Genomic DNA, 17162 nt, shown 5'->3' with positions numbered 1-17162 from the left:
ACCTTCACGTGAGAAGATGTTGAGTGATTTTATTTGATTAATAATACCGATATGACGGCATGTAATAAGCCCATAGAATGAGCTTTAGCTACCATAGCATAAGCTCAACTAAAGCGGATAAAAAACTCCGCACCGACCTCTGAATCTAACCTCAGCGTTCAATAAATCGTCACCCTTTTGTCACCAAAGACTCACTGTTTTGCCGCTGAACTGTCATCTGTAATTCCTACTATCCAGTTAGAAACTTGCACGCTGAGGTAAATATGGATAGCACTACCCCTTTTCGTCTCCCTCGTAAAACGCCATTTGGCATTGGTGAAAATGTCGCTGAGTGGGCTACTGGACTAAGCCAGCTCGATAAGTTCTATGCGCAAAGACCCGTTAATGCAGATATTCAAACCTTCTTACGCTTTACGCTGTCGATTTTAGGTATCGATTACCGAATTGCTCATGGCTCACTCGACGCCGTTCCAAAACAAGGCCCTACCGTCATTGTTGCCAACCACCCTCTCGGCTGCGTCGAAGGCGTCATACTGGCTGAATTACTGCTCATGGTTCGAGATGACATCCAAATCCTGGCGAATCAATACCTTAAAACCGTCCCGGAACTCGACCAGTTATTTATTGGTGTAGATGTGTTTGAAGGTAAGGATGCGGTCAAGTCCAACATGAAAGCACTGCGGGCGGCGAACAGACACCTAGCAAACGGCGGATTGTTGTTAGTTTTCCCTGCGGGTGAAGTATCGCAACTGGTTGACGCTAAGCAGCAGCGTTTAGAAGACAAAGAGTGGAGCCGCAGTGTCAGTAGCCTGATTCGTAAAAATAAGGCGACGACGGTACCCGTATTTATTAACGGACAAAACTCAAAACGCTTCTACATGGCGGGTAAAATTCATCCTTTGCTAAGAACCTTAATGCTGGGAAGAGAGCTGCTCAATAAGAATGCGCAGACGATTGAATTATCGTTTGGACAAGCGATTAAATTTAAAGAGCTGAATAACCTCAGTGATGATCAGGTGGTCAATTATTTGAGGCTCAATACCTACCTGCTTAACCGTGATCCCAGCACTCCTGGGCAAACCACATCGATGAATGCTTTGCTGCCTATTGCGGCAGGGTTACCGATAAGCCAATTACTCGATGAGCTGCACAGCTTACCTGCAGAAGCCAAACTTCTTGAAAGTGGTGAGTTTGAGGTCTACTGCACATCCGCTTATCAGATCCCATCTCTACTGCATGAAATCGGTCGTCTACGTGAATACAACTTTCGTCAGGTGGGCGAAGGCACAGGGCAAGCGATCGATATCGATCATTTCGATCATGATTACCTGCACCTATTTGTCTGGGATCGTGAAAATCAATGTATGGTAGGCGCTTATCGTCTGGGGTTAGTCGATAAATTAATGACAAAATATGGCGTTGAAGGGTTGTACTCCCGCACCCTGTTTAACTATGACCAGCGCTTTATCGACAAGATGGGTAAATCGATTGAGATGGGACGCTCGGTGATTGCGGAGCAATACCAAAAGAGCATGAGTGCGCTACTGCTGCTTTGGAAAGGCATTGCAACATTCGTACATAGAAACCCAGAGTACACGCACCTGTTTGGTCCGGTCAGCATAAGTAACGATTACAGCCAAACCGCACGTCAATTACTGGCTCAGTCCATGACACTACATCACTACGACAATGCCTGTGCTGAACACGTTACCCCATCCAACCCGCTTCCCGAGACTAACCTGAACTGGAACACCAGCATGCTCACCGCGTTAGGCGATTTGCAGCTGCTTTCGCGTGTGATCGCTCGAATTGATGAAGGCAAAGGGGTTCCTGTTTTACTGCGTCAATATTTGAGCTTAAACGGCAAACTGGTCTGCTTTAACGTTGATCCTGCCTTTAACAACGCACTAGACGGATTAATTATGGTGGACTTACGCGAAGTGCCAGAAAAGACACTGGCACGTTACATGGGGCTGGAAAATACGCGAACATATTTAGCACAACACCTCGATAAATAACTTACCAGAGAAATAGTGCATTGCTGATACAAGCAGTGCACTATCCTTTTAATTTGTAAGAAATATAACCGAAATTTTCCGATATTTCTGACATCGCACTCATTTGCCCAGCCAATCAGTCGCTATGTGCTGATATTGCGCAGCATATCTCGTTACAAAATTTCAAAAAACCACAACCAGACGCAGGTCACATTTTTACCAACAACCAAACCAAGACAAAATGTGACATTGATCGATCGAAATATTTAATTCGATCCCAGAAATAAATCATAAGTGATTTTGATCACATTATATTTTCAATTCAAATTTGTAATAAGATCGACATGATCACTAAGATTTTTATTGACAGATTTAAAACCTGCATTTTGTTATTAAGTTACATATCAATAAATTGATCGCCATCACTTAAAAAATGCTTTTTATCTGAAGAAGTGCGGGTGTAGATCACGAAAAGCCCGTTGTCAGTTCTAATTGGAAATTGTGTGATAAATTGATTGGGTACTAAGCAATCAAACAAGCGGTTTTGGCGAACCGTTTACGACAACAATATTCATCAGAACATCGAACGGGGAATTGTTATGATATCACCAGATGCTAAGATCAAGATACAAAATTTTGGTCGCTTTCTGTCTAACATGGTAATGCCTAACATTGGCGCATTTATCGCGTGGGGCTTTATCACTGCACTATTCATCCCAACCGGATGGTTGCCAAATGAGACTTTGGCTTCAATGGTTGGTCCTATGATCACTTACTTGCTGCCACTACTTATCGGTTATACCGGTGGTAAATTAGTCGGCGGCGATCGCGGTGCTGTAGTCGGCGCAATCACCACAATGGGCGTGATTGTCGGTACAGACATCCCTATGTTCATGGGAGCGATGATCGTCGGTCCAATGGGCGGCTTGGCGATTAAAAAATTCGACAACTACATCGATGGCAAAGTGAAAAGTGGCTTTGAGATGTTGGTAAACAACTTCTCTGCAGGCATCATCGGTATGCTGTGTGCCATTCTTGCTTTCTTCCTGATAGGTCCTTTTGTAAAAGTACTTTCTGGTGCTTTAGCAGCAGGCGTAAACTTCCTTGTATCAGCGCACCTTCTACCTCTGACTTCTATTTTTGTTGAGCCAGCGAAGATTCTGTTCCTGAACAACGCAATTAACCACGGCATCTTCTCACCACTAGGCATTCAACAGGCGTCAGAAACAGGTCAATCTATTTTCTTCCTGATTGAAGCAAACCCAGGTCCGGGTCTAGGTATTCTTCTGGCGTACATGGTGTTTGGCAAAGGTACTGCTCGTCAGACTGCTGGTGGTGCTTCTATCATCCACTTCTTTGGTGGTATCCATGAGATTTACTTCCCATACATTCTGATGAACCCACGCCTCATCCTAGCGGCTATCGCAGGTGGTATGACAGGTGTGTTCGTTCTCACTATGTTCAACGCAGGTATCGTTTCTCCAGCGTCTCCAGGTTCTATCTTCGCGGTACTATTGATGACGCAAAAAGGCTCGATCGTTGGTGTTCTAGCCTCTATCGCGGCGGCAGCGGGCGTGTCGTTCACCGTAGCATCTCTGTTAATGAAGACTCAAACATCGACAGAAGAAGACGGCGATAAAGCAGCGCTAGAAAAAGCAACGTCACAAATGAAAGACATGAAATCTGCATCAAAAAACAATGCAGCGGTAAACAGTGAAAGCAAAGGCGACGTAGACCTTGCGACAGTTCAAAGCATTATTGTCGCTTGTGATGCCGGCATGGGCTCAAGCGCGATGGGTGCGAGCATGCTACGCAAGAAAGTTCAGGACGCAGGTCTGAACATCCACGTCACTAACCTTGCTATTAACAATTTATCAGAGAGTGCAGATATCGTGATTACTCATAAAGATTTGACGGATCGTGCACGTAAGCATGCTCCTAACGCACACCACATTTCACTGACTAATTTCCTGGACAGCGAAATGTACAACCAACTCGTCACCAAACTGCTGGCGGCACAAACTTCATCTGCCAATGACGATCAGATGGTAAAAGTATCGGTTCTTGCAGCAAACGACGACAATTTTGAACAACAGCAACCATCTGTATTCCAGATTCAACGTGAAAACATCCACTTAGGTTTAAGCGCGGCTAACAAAGAAGAAGCGATTCGCTTTGCGGGCAACAAGTTAGTTGAACTTGGCTACGTTGAACCAGAATACGTAGAGGCGATGTTTGATCGTGAAGCACTGGTTCCGACTTACCTTGGCGAATCTATCGCGGTGCCACACGGCACGATTGAAGCGAAAGATCGCGTTAAAAAGACTGGCATTGTTATCTGCCAATACCCATCGGGTATCCAATTTACTGAAGACGAAGACGATGTAGCGAAACTGGTTATCGGCATTGCCGCTAAAAATGATGAGCACATCCAAGTTATTACCACCATTACGAACGCACTCGATGAGCCAGAAGCAATTGAGAAGCTAACCAGCACTACGGATGTAGAAGAGATCCTCAACATCCTTGGCCGCGAACAAGCCGCTTAATTACTTCACTTAATTTGCTCCTGAGCAAACCGAGGTCAGCTGTCACCCCCTATGCGGTTGGCCTCACCCTAGATTCGTTAGTCAATATTTCAGACATTGGTAGGTAACAGTTATGAAAAATGCAGTTCATTTTGGCGCAGGTAACATTGGTCGTGGTTTCATCGGTAAACTTTTAGCAGACGCAGACGTCGAGGTCACTTTCGCTGACGTTGATGCCCCGTTGGTAGACCAACTCAGTCATAAACAAGAATACAAAGTTAAAGTGGTGGGCACGGAGTGCCAAATCGACACAGTCACGCATGTCACCGCAGTTAACTCAGCAAGTGAAGACGTGATTGACCGCATCGTAAAAACCGATTTAGTGACAACCGCTGTTGGTCCAAACGTGCTGGACATCATTGCGAAAACCATCGCAACCGGCATCACCAAACGTTTCGAAGCGGGTAATGAATCACCACTGAACATCATCGCCTGTGAGAACATGGTTCGCGGGACGACCCATTTAAAGGGCGAAGTGTACAAACATCTTGATGCGTCACTGCACGCAAAAGCCGATGAGCTCGTTGGCTTCGTCGATTCTGCAGTAGACCGTATCGTGCCACCAGCAGAAGCTGCCAACGATGACCCACTGGAAGTAACGGTAGAAAGCTTCAGCGAGTGGATTGTTGACGAGCAGCAATTCAAAGGGGAAATCCCGGACATCGCTGGGATGGAAAAGACCAACAACCTGATGGCGTTTGTGGAACGTAAACTGTTCACCCTAAATACCGGTCACTGTATTACGGCTTACTTGGGCTGCTTGAAAGGACACCGCACCATTCGAGAAGCGATTGAAGATCCTGAAATTCAGGCAGAAGTAAAACAGGCCATGATCGAGAGTGGTGAAGTGTTGATTCGTCGTTATGGCTTCGACCGCGACATGCACAATGCCTACATCGAGAAGATTCTGGGCCGCTTTGCCAATCCATACTTAGTTGATGAAGTTGACCGCGTTGGACGTCAGCCAATTCGCAAATTAGGTGCAAATGATAGATTAGTGAAGCCATTACTCGGTACAATTGAATATGGCACTGAAAATCAAACACTTTTAAAAGGGATAGCGGCGGCGTTGAAGTACACTAACGACACCGATCCTCAAGCGGTTGAATTACAAACTTCATTAAAAGAAGTCGGCGTGAAGCCAACGCTCGCGAAATACACAGGTCTTGCAGAAGACAGCGCTGAGGTGGCTCATATTGAGGCACTCTACAACCAGCTGTAATTAACTCAGAGGGGGGCAATGCTCCCCTTATAATAACGACTTAACAACTACTCAGTATATGGCAGATAACATCAACGAAACCGAGATCATTGAACGACTCAACGGCGCACCCTCAGTGCGGGGCTTCTTTATTGCCACGGTCGACGTCTTTAACGAGTCGATCGACGGTCTGATACAAAGAATTTTCCGTAAAGATAACTTCGCTGTTCAATCGGTTGTTGGCCCGCTACTACAAGACTCAGGCCCACTGGGCGATCTGTCTGTTCGTCTAAAATTACTGTTTGGTTTGGGCGTACTACCTGACGATATTTACCACGATATTGAAGATATCATTAAGCTCAAAAACCAACTCAACAGCGACGCATCCGACTACGAGTTCACTGACCCAAACATTCTCGATCCGATCAAAAAGCTGCATTTAGTTAAGAAAATGGGCATGGTGCAACTGGAAGTCAATGAACCGGATGACGACATCGATCTGGAGTTCTATCAGCTTCAACTTCAGCGCCAACAACAAATCATCAAATCAGGGCTTTCCCTCGCCATTGTCGAAATCTGCAATGAACTTGGCAAGGAAAGTCCTTTTTAATAGTTAAACATTACTAACGCTATCTTTGTGCAGTACTGACTACTGCTTTGAATTATTGCTACCTCTGCCCACCGACTCCTCGACCGGGTGTTTTGTTTAGAGAATGTCACTTCTCGACATTCTCACTCGTTAATACAACCATTCACTCCCCGTCAAGTCTCCTACCAATAAGTAGTCGAACCACAACAAAAATAAATGAAACATCGTTTTACATATGTGACTCCAATCTATAATCCGTACTATTTAAATTGTCGGAATTCGACATTTAATTATTATCTATCCGTCGATTATCAACGGAGAGAGTTATGAGTGAGTTGTCGTCAACCATTAATAAAGAGCAAAACCCCGAGACAGAGCAGCTGTCCGAGTTGCCATTAATGGAAGTGCTGGAATTACTCAATGCCCACGATGCCAGCGTTGCGGTGTCGATTAATAAAGTGCTGCCAGATGTCGCCAAAGCGGTTGAACTGATTGCCTCGCAGATGAGACAAGGCGGCCGTTTATTCTATGTTGGTGCAGGAACCAGCGGCCGACTTGGTGTTTTAGACTCAGCAGAATGCCCCCCTACTTTTGGTACCGATCCTGCTCTGGTCCAGTCCATTATCGCAGGCGGTCTTGACGCTATGCTCGCGGCTGTAGAAGACATTGAAGACTGCAAAGAGTCCGCTCCTGCCGAACTTCGCCAGCGCCAACTGACTTCGCAAGATGTAGTCGTTGGGATTGCCGCAAGTGGAAGAACGCCCTTCGTCATTTCAGCACTGGATTACGCCAGACAGATCGGCGCGAAAACCATTGCACTCAGTACCCGAGGACCAGGGCTTATTTCGCAACACGCGGATGTGTCTATTGCACCGGATGTCGGCGCAGAGGTACTGGCAGGCTCGACACGGATGAAAAGCGGCTCAGCACAAAAGATGTTACTGGGCATGCTGAGTACCTCGGTCATGCTTCAACTGGGTAAAGTGCACGGAAACCTGATGGTAGACGTCAAAGCGAATAACCAGAAGCTGCGCATTCGTGCCCAGCACATGGTGCAGCAAATTTGTGAAGTGGATGATCTCACCGCCGCCAAGCTATTGGATTCGGTGGAATACAATGTTCGTGCTGCGGTATTGCTGCACACGTTGGACACTTCACCTTCTAAAGCGTTGGCTCTTGCGGCACAACCCTTCCAACCTCTGAAACAGCAGTTACTGCAAGGAAAATAGCATGGCAAATAAGATAGAACATCTGGAACTCATTGCCGATCACATTGAACGGCATATTGGCGGCTTTGATAACGTCGCGACCCTGACCAACTGCATGACACGCGTACGTATCGTGCTTAAAGACCACTCCCAATTTAATATGGATGCACTACGAGAGGTTGAGGGTATTAAAGGTGTCGTTGATGCCGGAGAACAATATCAAATCATCGTCGGCATGGGCACTGCGGCAAAAGTCGCTGGCGTTCTGAATAAACGAATGAAAGGTGCAGGTATTGAGGAAGGTTCGGCGGAGGCCCCTGTCGCGCAACCATTTTCGATTCGTCGCGCTCTCAACACCTTAGCCGCGATTTTTGTGCCGACCATTCCAGCTTTGATCGGTTGTGGTTTAGTTCTGGGGATGGTGAACATCTTCAAACTCGTCGCTCCGGAATTTGTCGCAGCCAACCCAGATATCTTCTCGCTATTCACTGTCGTTGGCAAAGCCGTATTCGCGGTGCTTTCTGTCATGATCGGTATGAATACCGCTAAAGAACTTCAGGCGTCTCCTGCGATTGGTGCGGTGATGGCTGCAGTTTTGGCTGCGCCGGGCCTTGCAAATATCGAGTTATTTGGTAACGCGTTAGTTCCGGGCGGCGGCGGCATGTTTGCTGTATTGTTGGTCTGTGTCTTTTCTTCTAAGTTTGAGCTTTGGTTCCGTAGCCACTGTAAAGAAAGTCTCGACCTTATCTTTACTCCGACCGTAACTATTTTGGTGTCGTCGGCAGTGGCTTTGTTCATCTTGCAGCCTATCGCCCACTCGGTAAACGTGTGGCTAGGCAACTTGGTTTCGGTTGCACTGCTTAATGAATCCGCAGGTTCCGTAGCGGTTGGCGGTGTCCTGGGTGGTGGCTTCCTGTTCCTACTATTAACAGGCTTACACCAAGGTCTTATCCCTATTCATGCACAAATTCTTGAGACTTTTGGTCTTAACTACCTGTTCCCGATTTTAGCGATGGGTGGCATGGGGCAAGTCGGCGCAGCGGCGTACGTCTACCTTAAGTCGAAGAATGAACGCCTGAAGAAGACCATCACTGGAGCTCTGCCTGTTGGTATTCTGGGTGTTGGCGAACCACTGTTGTTTGGTGTGTCACTACCGCTAGGTAAAACCTTTATTGCAGGCTGTATTGGCGGTTTTGCTGGTGGTGCCATGATGGCCGCGTTCAAGATTGGCATCATCATTCCATTTGGTACTGCTGGGCTTTCTCTGATTCCACTGGTTGGCGAGGGGCAGATTCCATCATTCCTTCTTGCGGTGGTGTGTGCATGGATAGTCGGTTTTATCGCGTCGATGCTCTTAGGGTTTACCGATCCAGTCGAAAAGACAGCGAAAAGTCGCTAATATCATCCCGTCGTACGATTCGTTGCGGCGGGACGAATTCACTGTAGAGGCATCAATGGAAAGCATCATCAATAAAGTCAAAGTACTCGCTCATTCCACTAACCTGAACGAACAAAGAATTTCGCACTTTATTATTGAGCAACAGTTTGACCTCTCCAAGTTTAGCGCCACCAAAGTCGGCGCTAAACTGGGTATCAGCGACTCCTCGGTGATTCGCTATGCCAAGAGCATCGGCTGTAGCGGCTTTCCCGATTTAAAACTGAAGCTCGCAGCACTTGCTCCACAAACACAAAAGCTGCCCACTCAATCTGTGTATGCAGAAATCGAAAGCAGTGACTCAACCCAAACCATCATTGAGAAATCAAAAAACTTATTTACCAGTAAGATAGAACAATCTCTAAGCCTGATTGATACCGATACCATTGAGCGCAGTGCTGAGTTACTGCTCAAGGCAAACAAGATTCTGCTCTCGGGTATTGGGGCTTCTGCGGTGGTCGCCGCCGACATCAACCACAAGCTGATTCGCTCTGGTTTTAACGTTCAGTTCAACCTGGATTACCACATTCAAATCGTCCAGGCTTCACTGCTGAAAAAAGACGATGTATTGCTGGTGGTATCGGCGCGAGGCAATACACAAGAAGTGTTGGCCACGATTGAAAAAGCACGCGCCAACGGTGCCAAAGTGATCGCACTGACTCGTTACGGAAAAGGCAAAGTGGCTCAGCTATCGGATTTCGTCATTCCTTATAGCTACACCGAAGAGCACAACCAATTAGGTATGGTCACGCCACAACTGCTGCAGATGATTGCTTTCGACATCCTGTTTTTCAAACTCAATACACTGACCGACTCTGTCAGCATGAACACGGCGTTGGACTCACTTCGTCAAATTCAGCCTTAACGCTGTCCATCGAACAATGTGAGCAAGCAGACTGGGTTTATTCGCGGCAATGTGAAGATCCTTCCCCTATTTTGTCTAATAGCATAAAAGAAAAAGCCACCTATCACGCGCGGCGTAATAGGTGGCTTTGTAATTCACTTGGTAAGGAGTAGTGTTATTCCACGGTAACTGCTTTTGCCAGGTTACGTGGTTGGTCAACGTCAGTACCTTTGATCAGAGCAATGTAGTAAGACAGCAACTGCATTGGAATGGTGTAGTAAATCGCTGCAGTGATTTCGCTTACGTGTGGCATTGTGATGATCTTCATTGTGTCATCGCCTTCAAAGCCTGCATCAGCGTCAGCAAATACGTACAGTAGACCGCCACGTGCACGAACTTCTTCAACGTTTGATTTCAGCTTCTCAAGCAGATCATTACTTGGCGCAACCACAACCACTGGCATGTCGGCATCGATCAGAGCCAAAGGACCGTGTTTTAGTTCACCTGCTGCGTAAGCTTCAGCATGAATGTAAGAGATCTCTTTTAGTTTCAGAGATGCTTCCATCGCGATTGGGTAGAACTCACCACGGCCAAGGAACAGAGTATGGTGCTTATCAGCAAAATCCGTTGCCAGAGCTTCGATCTCTTTTTCAAAAGACAACGCCTGATTGATTTGCTCTGGTAGTGCGTGCAGCGCTTCTACGATCTCTTTTTCTTTCTCTTTGCTGATACGGTTTTGTTGCTTACCAAGCGCAGTAACCAGCATTAACAGTGCAGATAGCTGAGTGGTAAATGCTTTGGTAGAAGCCACACCGATTTCAACACCAGCGCGAGTCATAAAGGCAAAATCAGATTCACGAACAAGAGAAGAACCAGCCACGTTACAGATGGTCATTGCCGCCATGTAGCCTTTCTCTTTCGCAAGACGAAGCGCTGCTAGCGTATCGGCCGTTTCACCAGACTGAGATAGCGTGATAAGAAGGCTGTTTGGACGAGTAACAAACTTGCGGTATCGGAACTCAGATGCGATTTCTACGTCACAGCTTACGCCAGCAATATCTTCAAACCAGTAACGAGCGGTCATACCCGCGTTGTAAGAGGTACCACAAGCTACGATTTGTACGTGCTCGACTTTGCTTAGAATGTCTGCCGCATGTACACCAATCGCATCCGTCACAACAGAATCGGCAGTAATGCGACCTTCCATTGTGTTGATTAGCGCTTTTGGCTGCTCGTAGATTTCTTTCTGCATGAAGTGGCGGTACTGACCTTTATCACCCGCATCGTGCTCAGCATTGGACTCAGTAATTTCACGCTCTACACGCTCACCTTTTTCATCGTAAACGGTCACTTCACGGCGAGTGATTTCAGCTACGTCACCTTCTTCCAGGTACATGAAGCGGCGAGTAACGTTAAGCAATGCCAATTGGTCTGAAGCCAGGAAGTTTTCACCCACGCCAAAGCCAATAACAATCGGGCTACCAGAGCGAGCCACAACAATGCGAGAAGGATCTTTACGATCCAACGCTACAGTGCCGTAAGCGCCTTCCAGTTGCTTCGCTGTTTTTTGTACCGCTTCAAGCAGCGTTTCTGACGTGCGAAGTTCCCACTCAACAAGGTGTGCAATCACTTCAGTATCAGTTTGAGATTCGAATACGTAGCCACGCTCACGAAGTATTTCACGCAGTTCTTCGTAGTTTTCGATGATGCCGTTATGCACAACAGTGATATCACCTGACATGTGTGGGTGCGCATTGATTTCTGAAGGCTCACCGTGTGTCGCCCAGCGCGTGTGCGCAATACCAGTGCCGCCAATCACTTTCTCTTGATCAACCGCATCAGCCAGCTCTTGCACTTTGCCTAGACGACGAACGCGAGTCAGATTATTTTCAGCATCGACGATCGCTACGCCCGCCGAGTCATAGCCACGGTACTCCAGACGACGTAGACCTTCGACCAAAATTTCTGCAACATCTCGTTGTGCCACTGCACCGACGATTCCACACATGTTTTTTCTCCGATTTTAGTTTTGTTCTTCCCTAGCCATGATTTCATATAGAGGCAGCAAGCAAAGGCCCGTACATGAGGGAAGTAAATTTAAAAATGTTAGTTTGAATATAAGTTTGTTAGGCGCAAATGACTTTCACGCCATGCTGTTCAATCTGTGATTTATGCTCAGCTTGTATATCCGCATCAGTTACCAGCACATCGATCTGTTGCCATGCGAGCTCAAGATTCGGAATACGGCGACCAATTTTTTCAGACTCAATCATTACGATGACTTCGCGGGACACTTCTGCCATCACATTACTTAAGCCAACAAGCTCATTAAATGTGGTCGTTCCGCGCTCCAGGTCGATACCATCAGCACCAATAAAAAGCTGGTCAAAGTCATAAGCTCTTAAAACAGACTCAGCCACTTTGCCTTGAAAGGATTCAGAGTGTGTATCCCAGGTCCCGCCTGTCATCAACAAAGTCGGTTCACTTTCCAGCTCATTAAGGGCATTTGCCACATGCAATGAGTTGGTCATTACCACTAAACCACGCTTGTCGTTTAGCTGCTGTATTAATGCTGCGGTTGTACTGCCACTGTCGATAACAATGCGATTGTGGTCTCGGATCAGCGATGCGGCCGCTTTGGCTAAATTTAACTTTCGAGTCGAAACATTTGGACTCAATTCTTCATGGATAACTTCCGTTGGGATCGCGATCGCTCCACCATAACGACGCAAAAGCTGTCCATTTTTCTCTAAAGAAGCTAAGTCCTTTCTAATCGTGACTTCAGAGGTCTCAAACTGATGAGCCAATTCATCTACACTGACTTCGCCCAGTTCAGAAACCAGGTTAGAAATAGCGTGTCTTCTTAGTTGAGTGTTTCGTTTCGACATTTACATTTTGATTTTAAGTTTCGTTTCGAAAGTTATTATAGTCAAATCGAAACTTTTAAGTCCATTTATTTCGATCCAAAAAATTAATATTTCTCGATAAAACCTTGTCCTAAGACAATTCTTAAACAGTGATATTGGATTCATTCGGTGGTAGAATTCGCCACCGAAAAGAAAAAAAATTACAGAAATGACGGCTATTTTTTTGCAACTTTCTGCATATAAAGTGGGATTAGTCACAAAAAGGTAACCAAAATCACCGATCTTTAAGTCATAAAATGACTAAACTTGGTGAAAGACTTTCAGAATCTGAAGTTCAATAATGTGGCGGAAAATCGGTGGGTGACAGGCACAAAATGTCATCAAAAACGCCCTGACTTCAGAGTAAATAACCGACTTTCAAATTGTAACTATACTTACCGGAGAGTATCTTCCATGAAAAAGACCAAAATCGTTTGTACGATTGGCCCTAAAACTGAATCTGTAGAGAAGCTAACTGAACTAGTAAACGCAGGCATGAACGTTATGCGTCTTAACTTCTCTCACGGTGACTATGAAGAGCACGGCACTCGTATTGCGAACTTCCGCCAAGTAATGGAAGCAACTGGCAAACAACTGGCAATCCTTCTTGATACTAAAGGTCCAGAAATCCGTACTATCAAACTAGAAGGCGGTAACGACGTTGATCTAGTTGCTGGTCAAGAATTCACTTTCACAACTGACACTTCAGTTGTTGGTAACAAAGACACTGTAGCAGTGACTTACGCTGGTTTCGCAGCAGACCTAAACGTTGGTAACACTATCCTTGTAGACGACGGTCTAATCGAGATGGAAGTTATCGCGACTACTGAAACTGAAGTTAAATGTAAAGTACTTAACAACGGTGCACTAGGCGAAAACAAAGGTGTTAACCTACCTGGCGTTTCTGTAAACCTACCAGCTCTATCTGAAAAAGATAAGAACGACCTTAAGTTTGGTTGTGAGCAAGGCGTTGACTTCGTTGCGGCTTCTTTCATCCGTAAAGCTTCTGACGTTCAAGAAATCCGTGACGTACTTGCTGCAAACGGCGGCGAGAACATCCACATCATCTCTAAGATCGAAAACCAAGAAGGTGTTGATAACTTCGATGAGATCCTAGAGCTTTCTGACGGCATCATGGTTGCACGTGGTGACCTAGGTGTTGAAATCCCAGCAGAAGAAGTAATCTTCGCTCAGAAAATGATGATCGAGAAGTGTAACCGTGCACGTAAGATGGTTATCACTGCAACTCAAATGCTTGATTCTATGATCAACAACCCACGTCCTACTCGTGCGGAAGCAGGCGATGTTGCTAACGCTGTAATGGATGGCACTGACGCAGTAATGCTTTCTGGTGAAACTGCAAAAGGTAAATACCCTGTTGAAGCAGTAACTATCATGGCGCAAATCGCTAAACGTACTGATTCAGTTCTTAAAGCGGAACTAGGTTCTCGTCTAGACAGCCCACGTCTACGTATCACTGAAGCGGTATGTAAAGGCGCTGTAGACACTGCTGAGAAACTGGCTGCTCCACTTATCGTTGTTGCAACTGAAGGCGGTAAGTCTGCACGTTCAGTACGTAAGTACTTCCCAACTGCAAACATCCTAGCACTAACAACTAACACTAAGACAGCTGCACAGCTTGTTCTTACTAAAGGTGTTACGCCAATCGTTGTTGACTCTATCGAAAACACAGACGCGTTCTACGTGACTGGTAAAGAGCTTGCTCTAGAGTCTGGCCTAGGTAACAAAGGCGACATCGTTGTGATGGTTTCTGGTGCTCTAGTAGCTTCAGGTACTACAAACACTGCATCTGTACACGTTCTTTAATTCGAAACGTTTACAAGATAAATAAAAAGAGGGCTTCGGCCCTCTTTTTTGTTTTTGCTTATCACGAAAATGATTCGCCGGTTGGCTGGTACCAAATTTAAAAAGCCACCGATTTTAACGGTGGCTTTTCTTGGTAGCAAGCTATCGGTTAGCGCTAAGGCTTCAGCGCACGTTCTCCACGCGCAATGCCAACTACCCCACTACGAGCAACTTCCACTACTTCCGTAACTTCCGAAATCGCTTTAATAAACGCATCCAGTTTCTCGCTGGTGCCTGCCAACTGAACGGTATATTGAGAAGCAGTGACATCAACAATCTGTCCGCGGAAGATGTCTGCTGTGCGTTTTACTTCAGCACGAGCAAAGCCACTCGCTTTCACCTTCACCATCATCAGTTCACGTTCAAGGTGCTCAAGCTCTGTTACTTCCTGAACTTTTAGCACATCAATTAACTTATGTAGCTGTTTCTGAATCTGCTCAAGTTGCATCTCGTTTGATGTCGTTGTGATATTCATACGAGAAAGAGTTTCGTCGTCTGTAGGAGAAACCGTCAAAGACTCAATGTTGTAACCACGTTGAGAGAACAAGCCTACAACGCGAGACAACGCACCAGGTTGGTTTTCCAATAGCAATGAAATAATGTGTCTCATATTAAGTTCTCTCCGTTTTGCTTAGCCACATTTTGTCCATACCCTCACCTTTAATCTGCATAGGGTAAACGTGCTCAGTTTCATCGACGTTAATGTCAACGAACACTAAGCGGTCTTTCATATCGAGTGCTTTTTGCAAACCAGCTTCTAGCTGATCTGGCGTTTCGATACGAATACCAACGTGACCATAAGCTTCTGCAATTGCTGCAAAATCAGGAACAGAACTCATGTATGAATTAGAGTGACGACCTTGGTAAATAATGTCTTGCCACTGTTTTACCATGCCTAGGAAACGGTTATTCAGGTTGATGATCTTCACTGGGATGTCGTACTGCATTGCGGTCGACAACTCTTGAATGTTCATTTGAATACTGCCGTCGCCTGTAACCACAACCACTTCTTCTTCTGGCATAGCGAATTTAACACCCAAACCAGCAGGAAGACCAAAGCCCATCGTGCCCAAACCACCAGAGTTGATCCAACGGCGTGGTTTATTAAATGGGTAGTAAAGCGCAGCAAACATTTGGTGCTGACCTACATCTGAAGCAACATAAGCATCGCCATTGGTCAGTTTGTGCAGAGTTTCAATAACTTGCTGAGGCTTAATAATCTCTGAAGAGGTTTCATAGGATAAGCACTGACGATCGCGCCAAACTTGAATGTCTTCCCACCACGCTTTGATCGCTTCTTCGTCGTTTGCACCTTCTTGCTCAGCCAGCAAACCTAACATGGTCGTAAGCACTTTTTCTGCCGAACCAACGATTGGTAAATCTACTTTCACGTTTTTTGAAATCGACGATGGGTCGATATCAATATGCATAACTTTCGCATTCGGACAGTATTTTTCCAAATTGTTCGTCGTACGGTCATCAAAACGAACCCCGATACCAAAAATCAGGTCAGCTTCGTGCATTGCCATGTTGGCTTCGTAGGTACCGTGCATACCCAACATGCCCAGCGAGTTTTTGTGCATGCCAGGGAATGCTCCCAAGCCCATCAAGGTACTCACTACAGGAAGGTTCAGCTTGTCTGCCAGTTCAAAGATATGCTCGTGTGCGCCGGAAATCACCGCACCACCACCGACATAAAGCACAGGTTTTTTCGCTTCAAGTAGAGACTTGAGTGCTTTCTTGATTTGGCCTTTGTGCCCCGAAGTGGTTGGCTTGTATGAACGCATCGAAATGCTTTCTGGATACTGGTAAGGCAGTTTGATTTGCGGATTCATCACATCTTTTGGCAAATCAATCACAACTGGACCAGGGCGACCTGTCGTCGAAATGTAAAACGCTTTTTTGATGGTTTCAGGAATATCTTCCGCTTTCTTTACTAAAAAGCTGTGTTTTACCACTGGGCGAGAGACACCAACAATGTCACATTCCTGGAATGCATCGTTACCAATCAGGTTGTTCGGTACGTTACCTGAGATAACGATCATTGGGATAGAGTCCATATAAGCGGTCGCAATACCAGTAATTGTATTGGTCGCGCCAGGACCTGAACATACCAGTACGACACCCGGCTTGCCAGTAGCACGAGCATAGCCATCGGCCATATGCGTTGCGGCTTGTTCATGTCTTACTAGTACGTGTTTAATTTGGTCGGTTTTGGCGTGCAGTGCGTCATAGATATCTAGAACGGAACCGCCAGGGTAACCAAAGATCTGCGATACATTCTCTTCGATCAGAGATTGCACAACCATCTCTGCACCTGACAACATTGCTGTCATAATTGCTCTCCTTACCCAGTTTCCACACCGTAAGGTCAACGGATAGGTCTGGTTTTACATAGTTTAGGGCTTATTCGTAGCCTAATCGAAATACTTCCACGTTTTCGGCTATGTCTTGCGTTCGTCATAACATCCCGCAAGGTTACCCAACAAATGTAACGTTTTATTATCAACGGGTCTAATGAGATCTAG

12 protein-coding genes are annotated in these 17162 nt (G+C 45.9%); 8 read left to right on the top strand and 4 right to left on the bottom strand.

Annotation, left to right across the window (positions count from 1 at the left end):
- The first annotated feature begins 263 nt into the window (after positions 1-263).
- The 7 genes from VER99_RS01820 to VER99_RS01790 all read left to right on the top strand — a co-directional run bounded on the left by VER99_RS01820 (position 264) and on the right by VER99_RS01790 (position 9883).
- Positions 264-2018: a lysophospholipid acyltransferase family protein gene (locus tag VER99_RS01820; RefSeq protein ID WP_020335856.1), complete on the top strand. Its 1755-nt coding sequence runs from the start codon at positions 264-266 to the stop codon at positions 2016-2018.
- Positions 2019-2596: 578 nt separating this feature from the next.
- Entirely contained in the window at positions 2597-4546 is a 1950-nt protein-coding gene (locus tag VER99_RS01815) for a PTS mannitol transporter subunit IICBA (RefSeq protein ID WP_020335855.1), read from the top strand.
- Between the two features lie 112 nt (positions 4547-4658).
- Positions 4659-5807, top strand: a complete 1149-nt coding sequence (locus tag VER99_RS01810; protein ID WP_014230741.1) for a mannitol-1-phosphate 5-dehydrogenase — start codon at positions 4659-4661, stop codon at positions 5805-5807.
- Positions 5808-5865: 58 nt separating this feature from the next.
- Entirely contained in the window at positions 5866-6396 is a 531-nt protein-coding gene (locus VER99_RS01805; protein WP_014230740.1) for an MltR family transcriptional regulator, read from the top strand.
- A 305-nt stretch (positions 6397-6701) separates the two neighbouring features.
- The gene (gene murQ / locus VER99_RS01800) at positions 6702-7604 is read left to right on the top strand and encodes an N-acetylmuramic acid 6-phosphate etherase (RefSeq protein ID WP_020335854.1); all 903 of its coding nucleotides are present in this window, start codon (positions 6702-6704) and stop codon (positions 7602-7604) included.
- 1 nt (position 7605) lies between these two features.
- Entirely contained in the window at positions 7606-8982 is a 1377-nt protein-coding gene (locus tag VER99_RS01795; RefSeq protein ID WP_020335853.1) for a PTS transporter subunit EIIC, read from the top strand.
- 55 nt (positions 8983-9037) lie between these two features.
- Positions 9038-9883, top strand: a complete 846-nt coding sequence (locus VER99_RS01790) for a MurR/RpiR family transcriptional regulator (protein ID WP_020335852.1) — start codon at positions 9038-9040, stop codon at positions 9881-9883.
- A gap of 154 nt (positions 9884-10037) precedes the next feature.
- Here the strand turns inward: VER99_RS01790 and glmS are convergent, their stop codons facing one another.
- The gene (glmS, locus tag VER99_RS01785; protein WP_020335851.1) at positions 10038-11870 is read right to left on the bottom strand and encodes a glutamine--fructose-6-phosphate transaminase (isomerizing); all 1833 of its coding nucleotides are present in this window, start codon (positions 11868-11870) and stop codon (positions 10038-10040) included.
- 118 nt (positions 11871-11988) lie between these two features.
- Positions 11989-12750, bottom strand: coding sequence for a DeoR/GlpR family DNA-binding transcription regulator (locus VER99_RS01780; protein ID WP_014230735.1), 762 nt, complete (start codon positions 12748-12750; stop codon positions 11989-11991).
- 432 nt (positions 12751-13182) lie between these two features.
- Between VER99_RS01780 and pykF the strand changes: the two genes are divergently transcribed.
- A complete protein-coding gene (gene pykF / locus VER99_RS01775; protein WP_014230734.1) occupies positions 13183-14595 on the top strand; it encodes a pyruvate kinase PykF in 1413 nt (470 codons plus the stop codon).
- 154 nt (positions 14596-14749) lie between these two features.
- On the opposite strand, the gene ilvN is transcribed toward pykF, so the two are convergent.
- Together ilvN and VER99_RS01765 are read right to left on the bottom strand one after the other, a co-directional pair.
- On the bottom strand, positions 14750-15244 hold the full coding sequence (ilvN, locus tag VER99_RS01770) for an acetolactate synthase small subunit (RefSeq protein WP_014230733.1): 495 nt from the start codon (positions 15242-15244) through the stop codon (positions 14750-14752).
- A 1-nt stretch (position 15245) separates the two neighbouring features.
- A complete protein-coding gene (locus VER99_RS01765) occupies positions 15246-16970 on the bottom strand; it encodes an acetolactate synthase 3 large subunit (RefSeq protein ID WP_020335849.1) in 1725 nt (574 codons plus the stop codon).
- Between the last annotated feature and the right edge of the window lie 192 nt (positions 16971-17162).

This window comes from Vibrio natriegens NBRC 15636 = ATCC 14048 = DSM 759 (assembly GCF_035621455.1).
GTDB lineage: Bacteria > Pseudomonadota > Gammaproteobacteria > Enterobacterales > Vibrionaceae > Vibrio > Vibrio natriegens.
The sequence above is the reverse complement of the archived record's forward strand: the minus strand, read 5'-3'. Positions and strand labels throughout refer to the sequence as shown.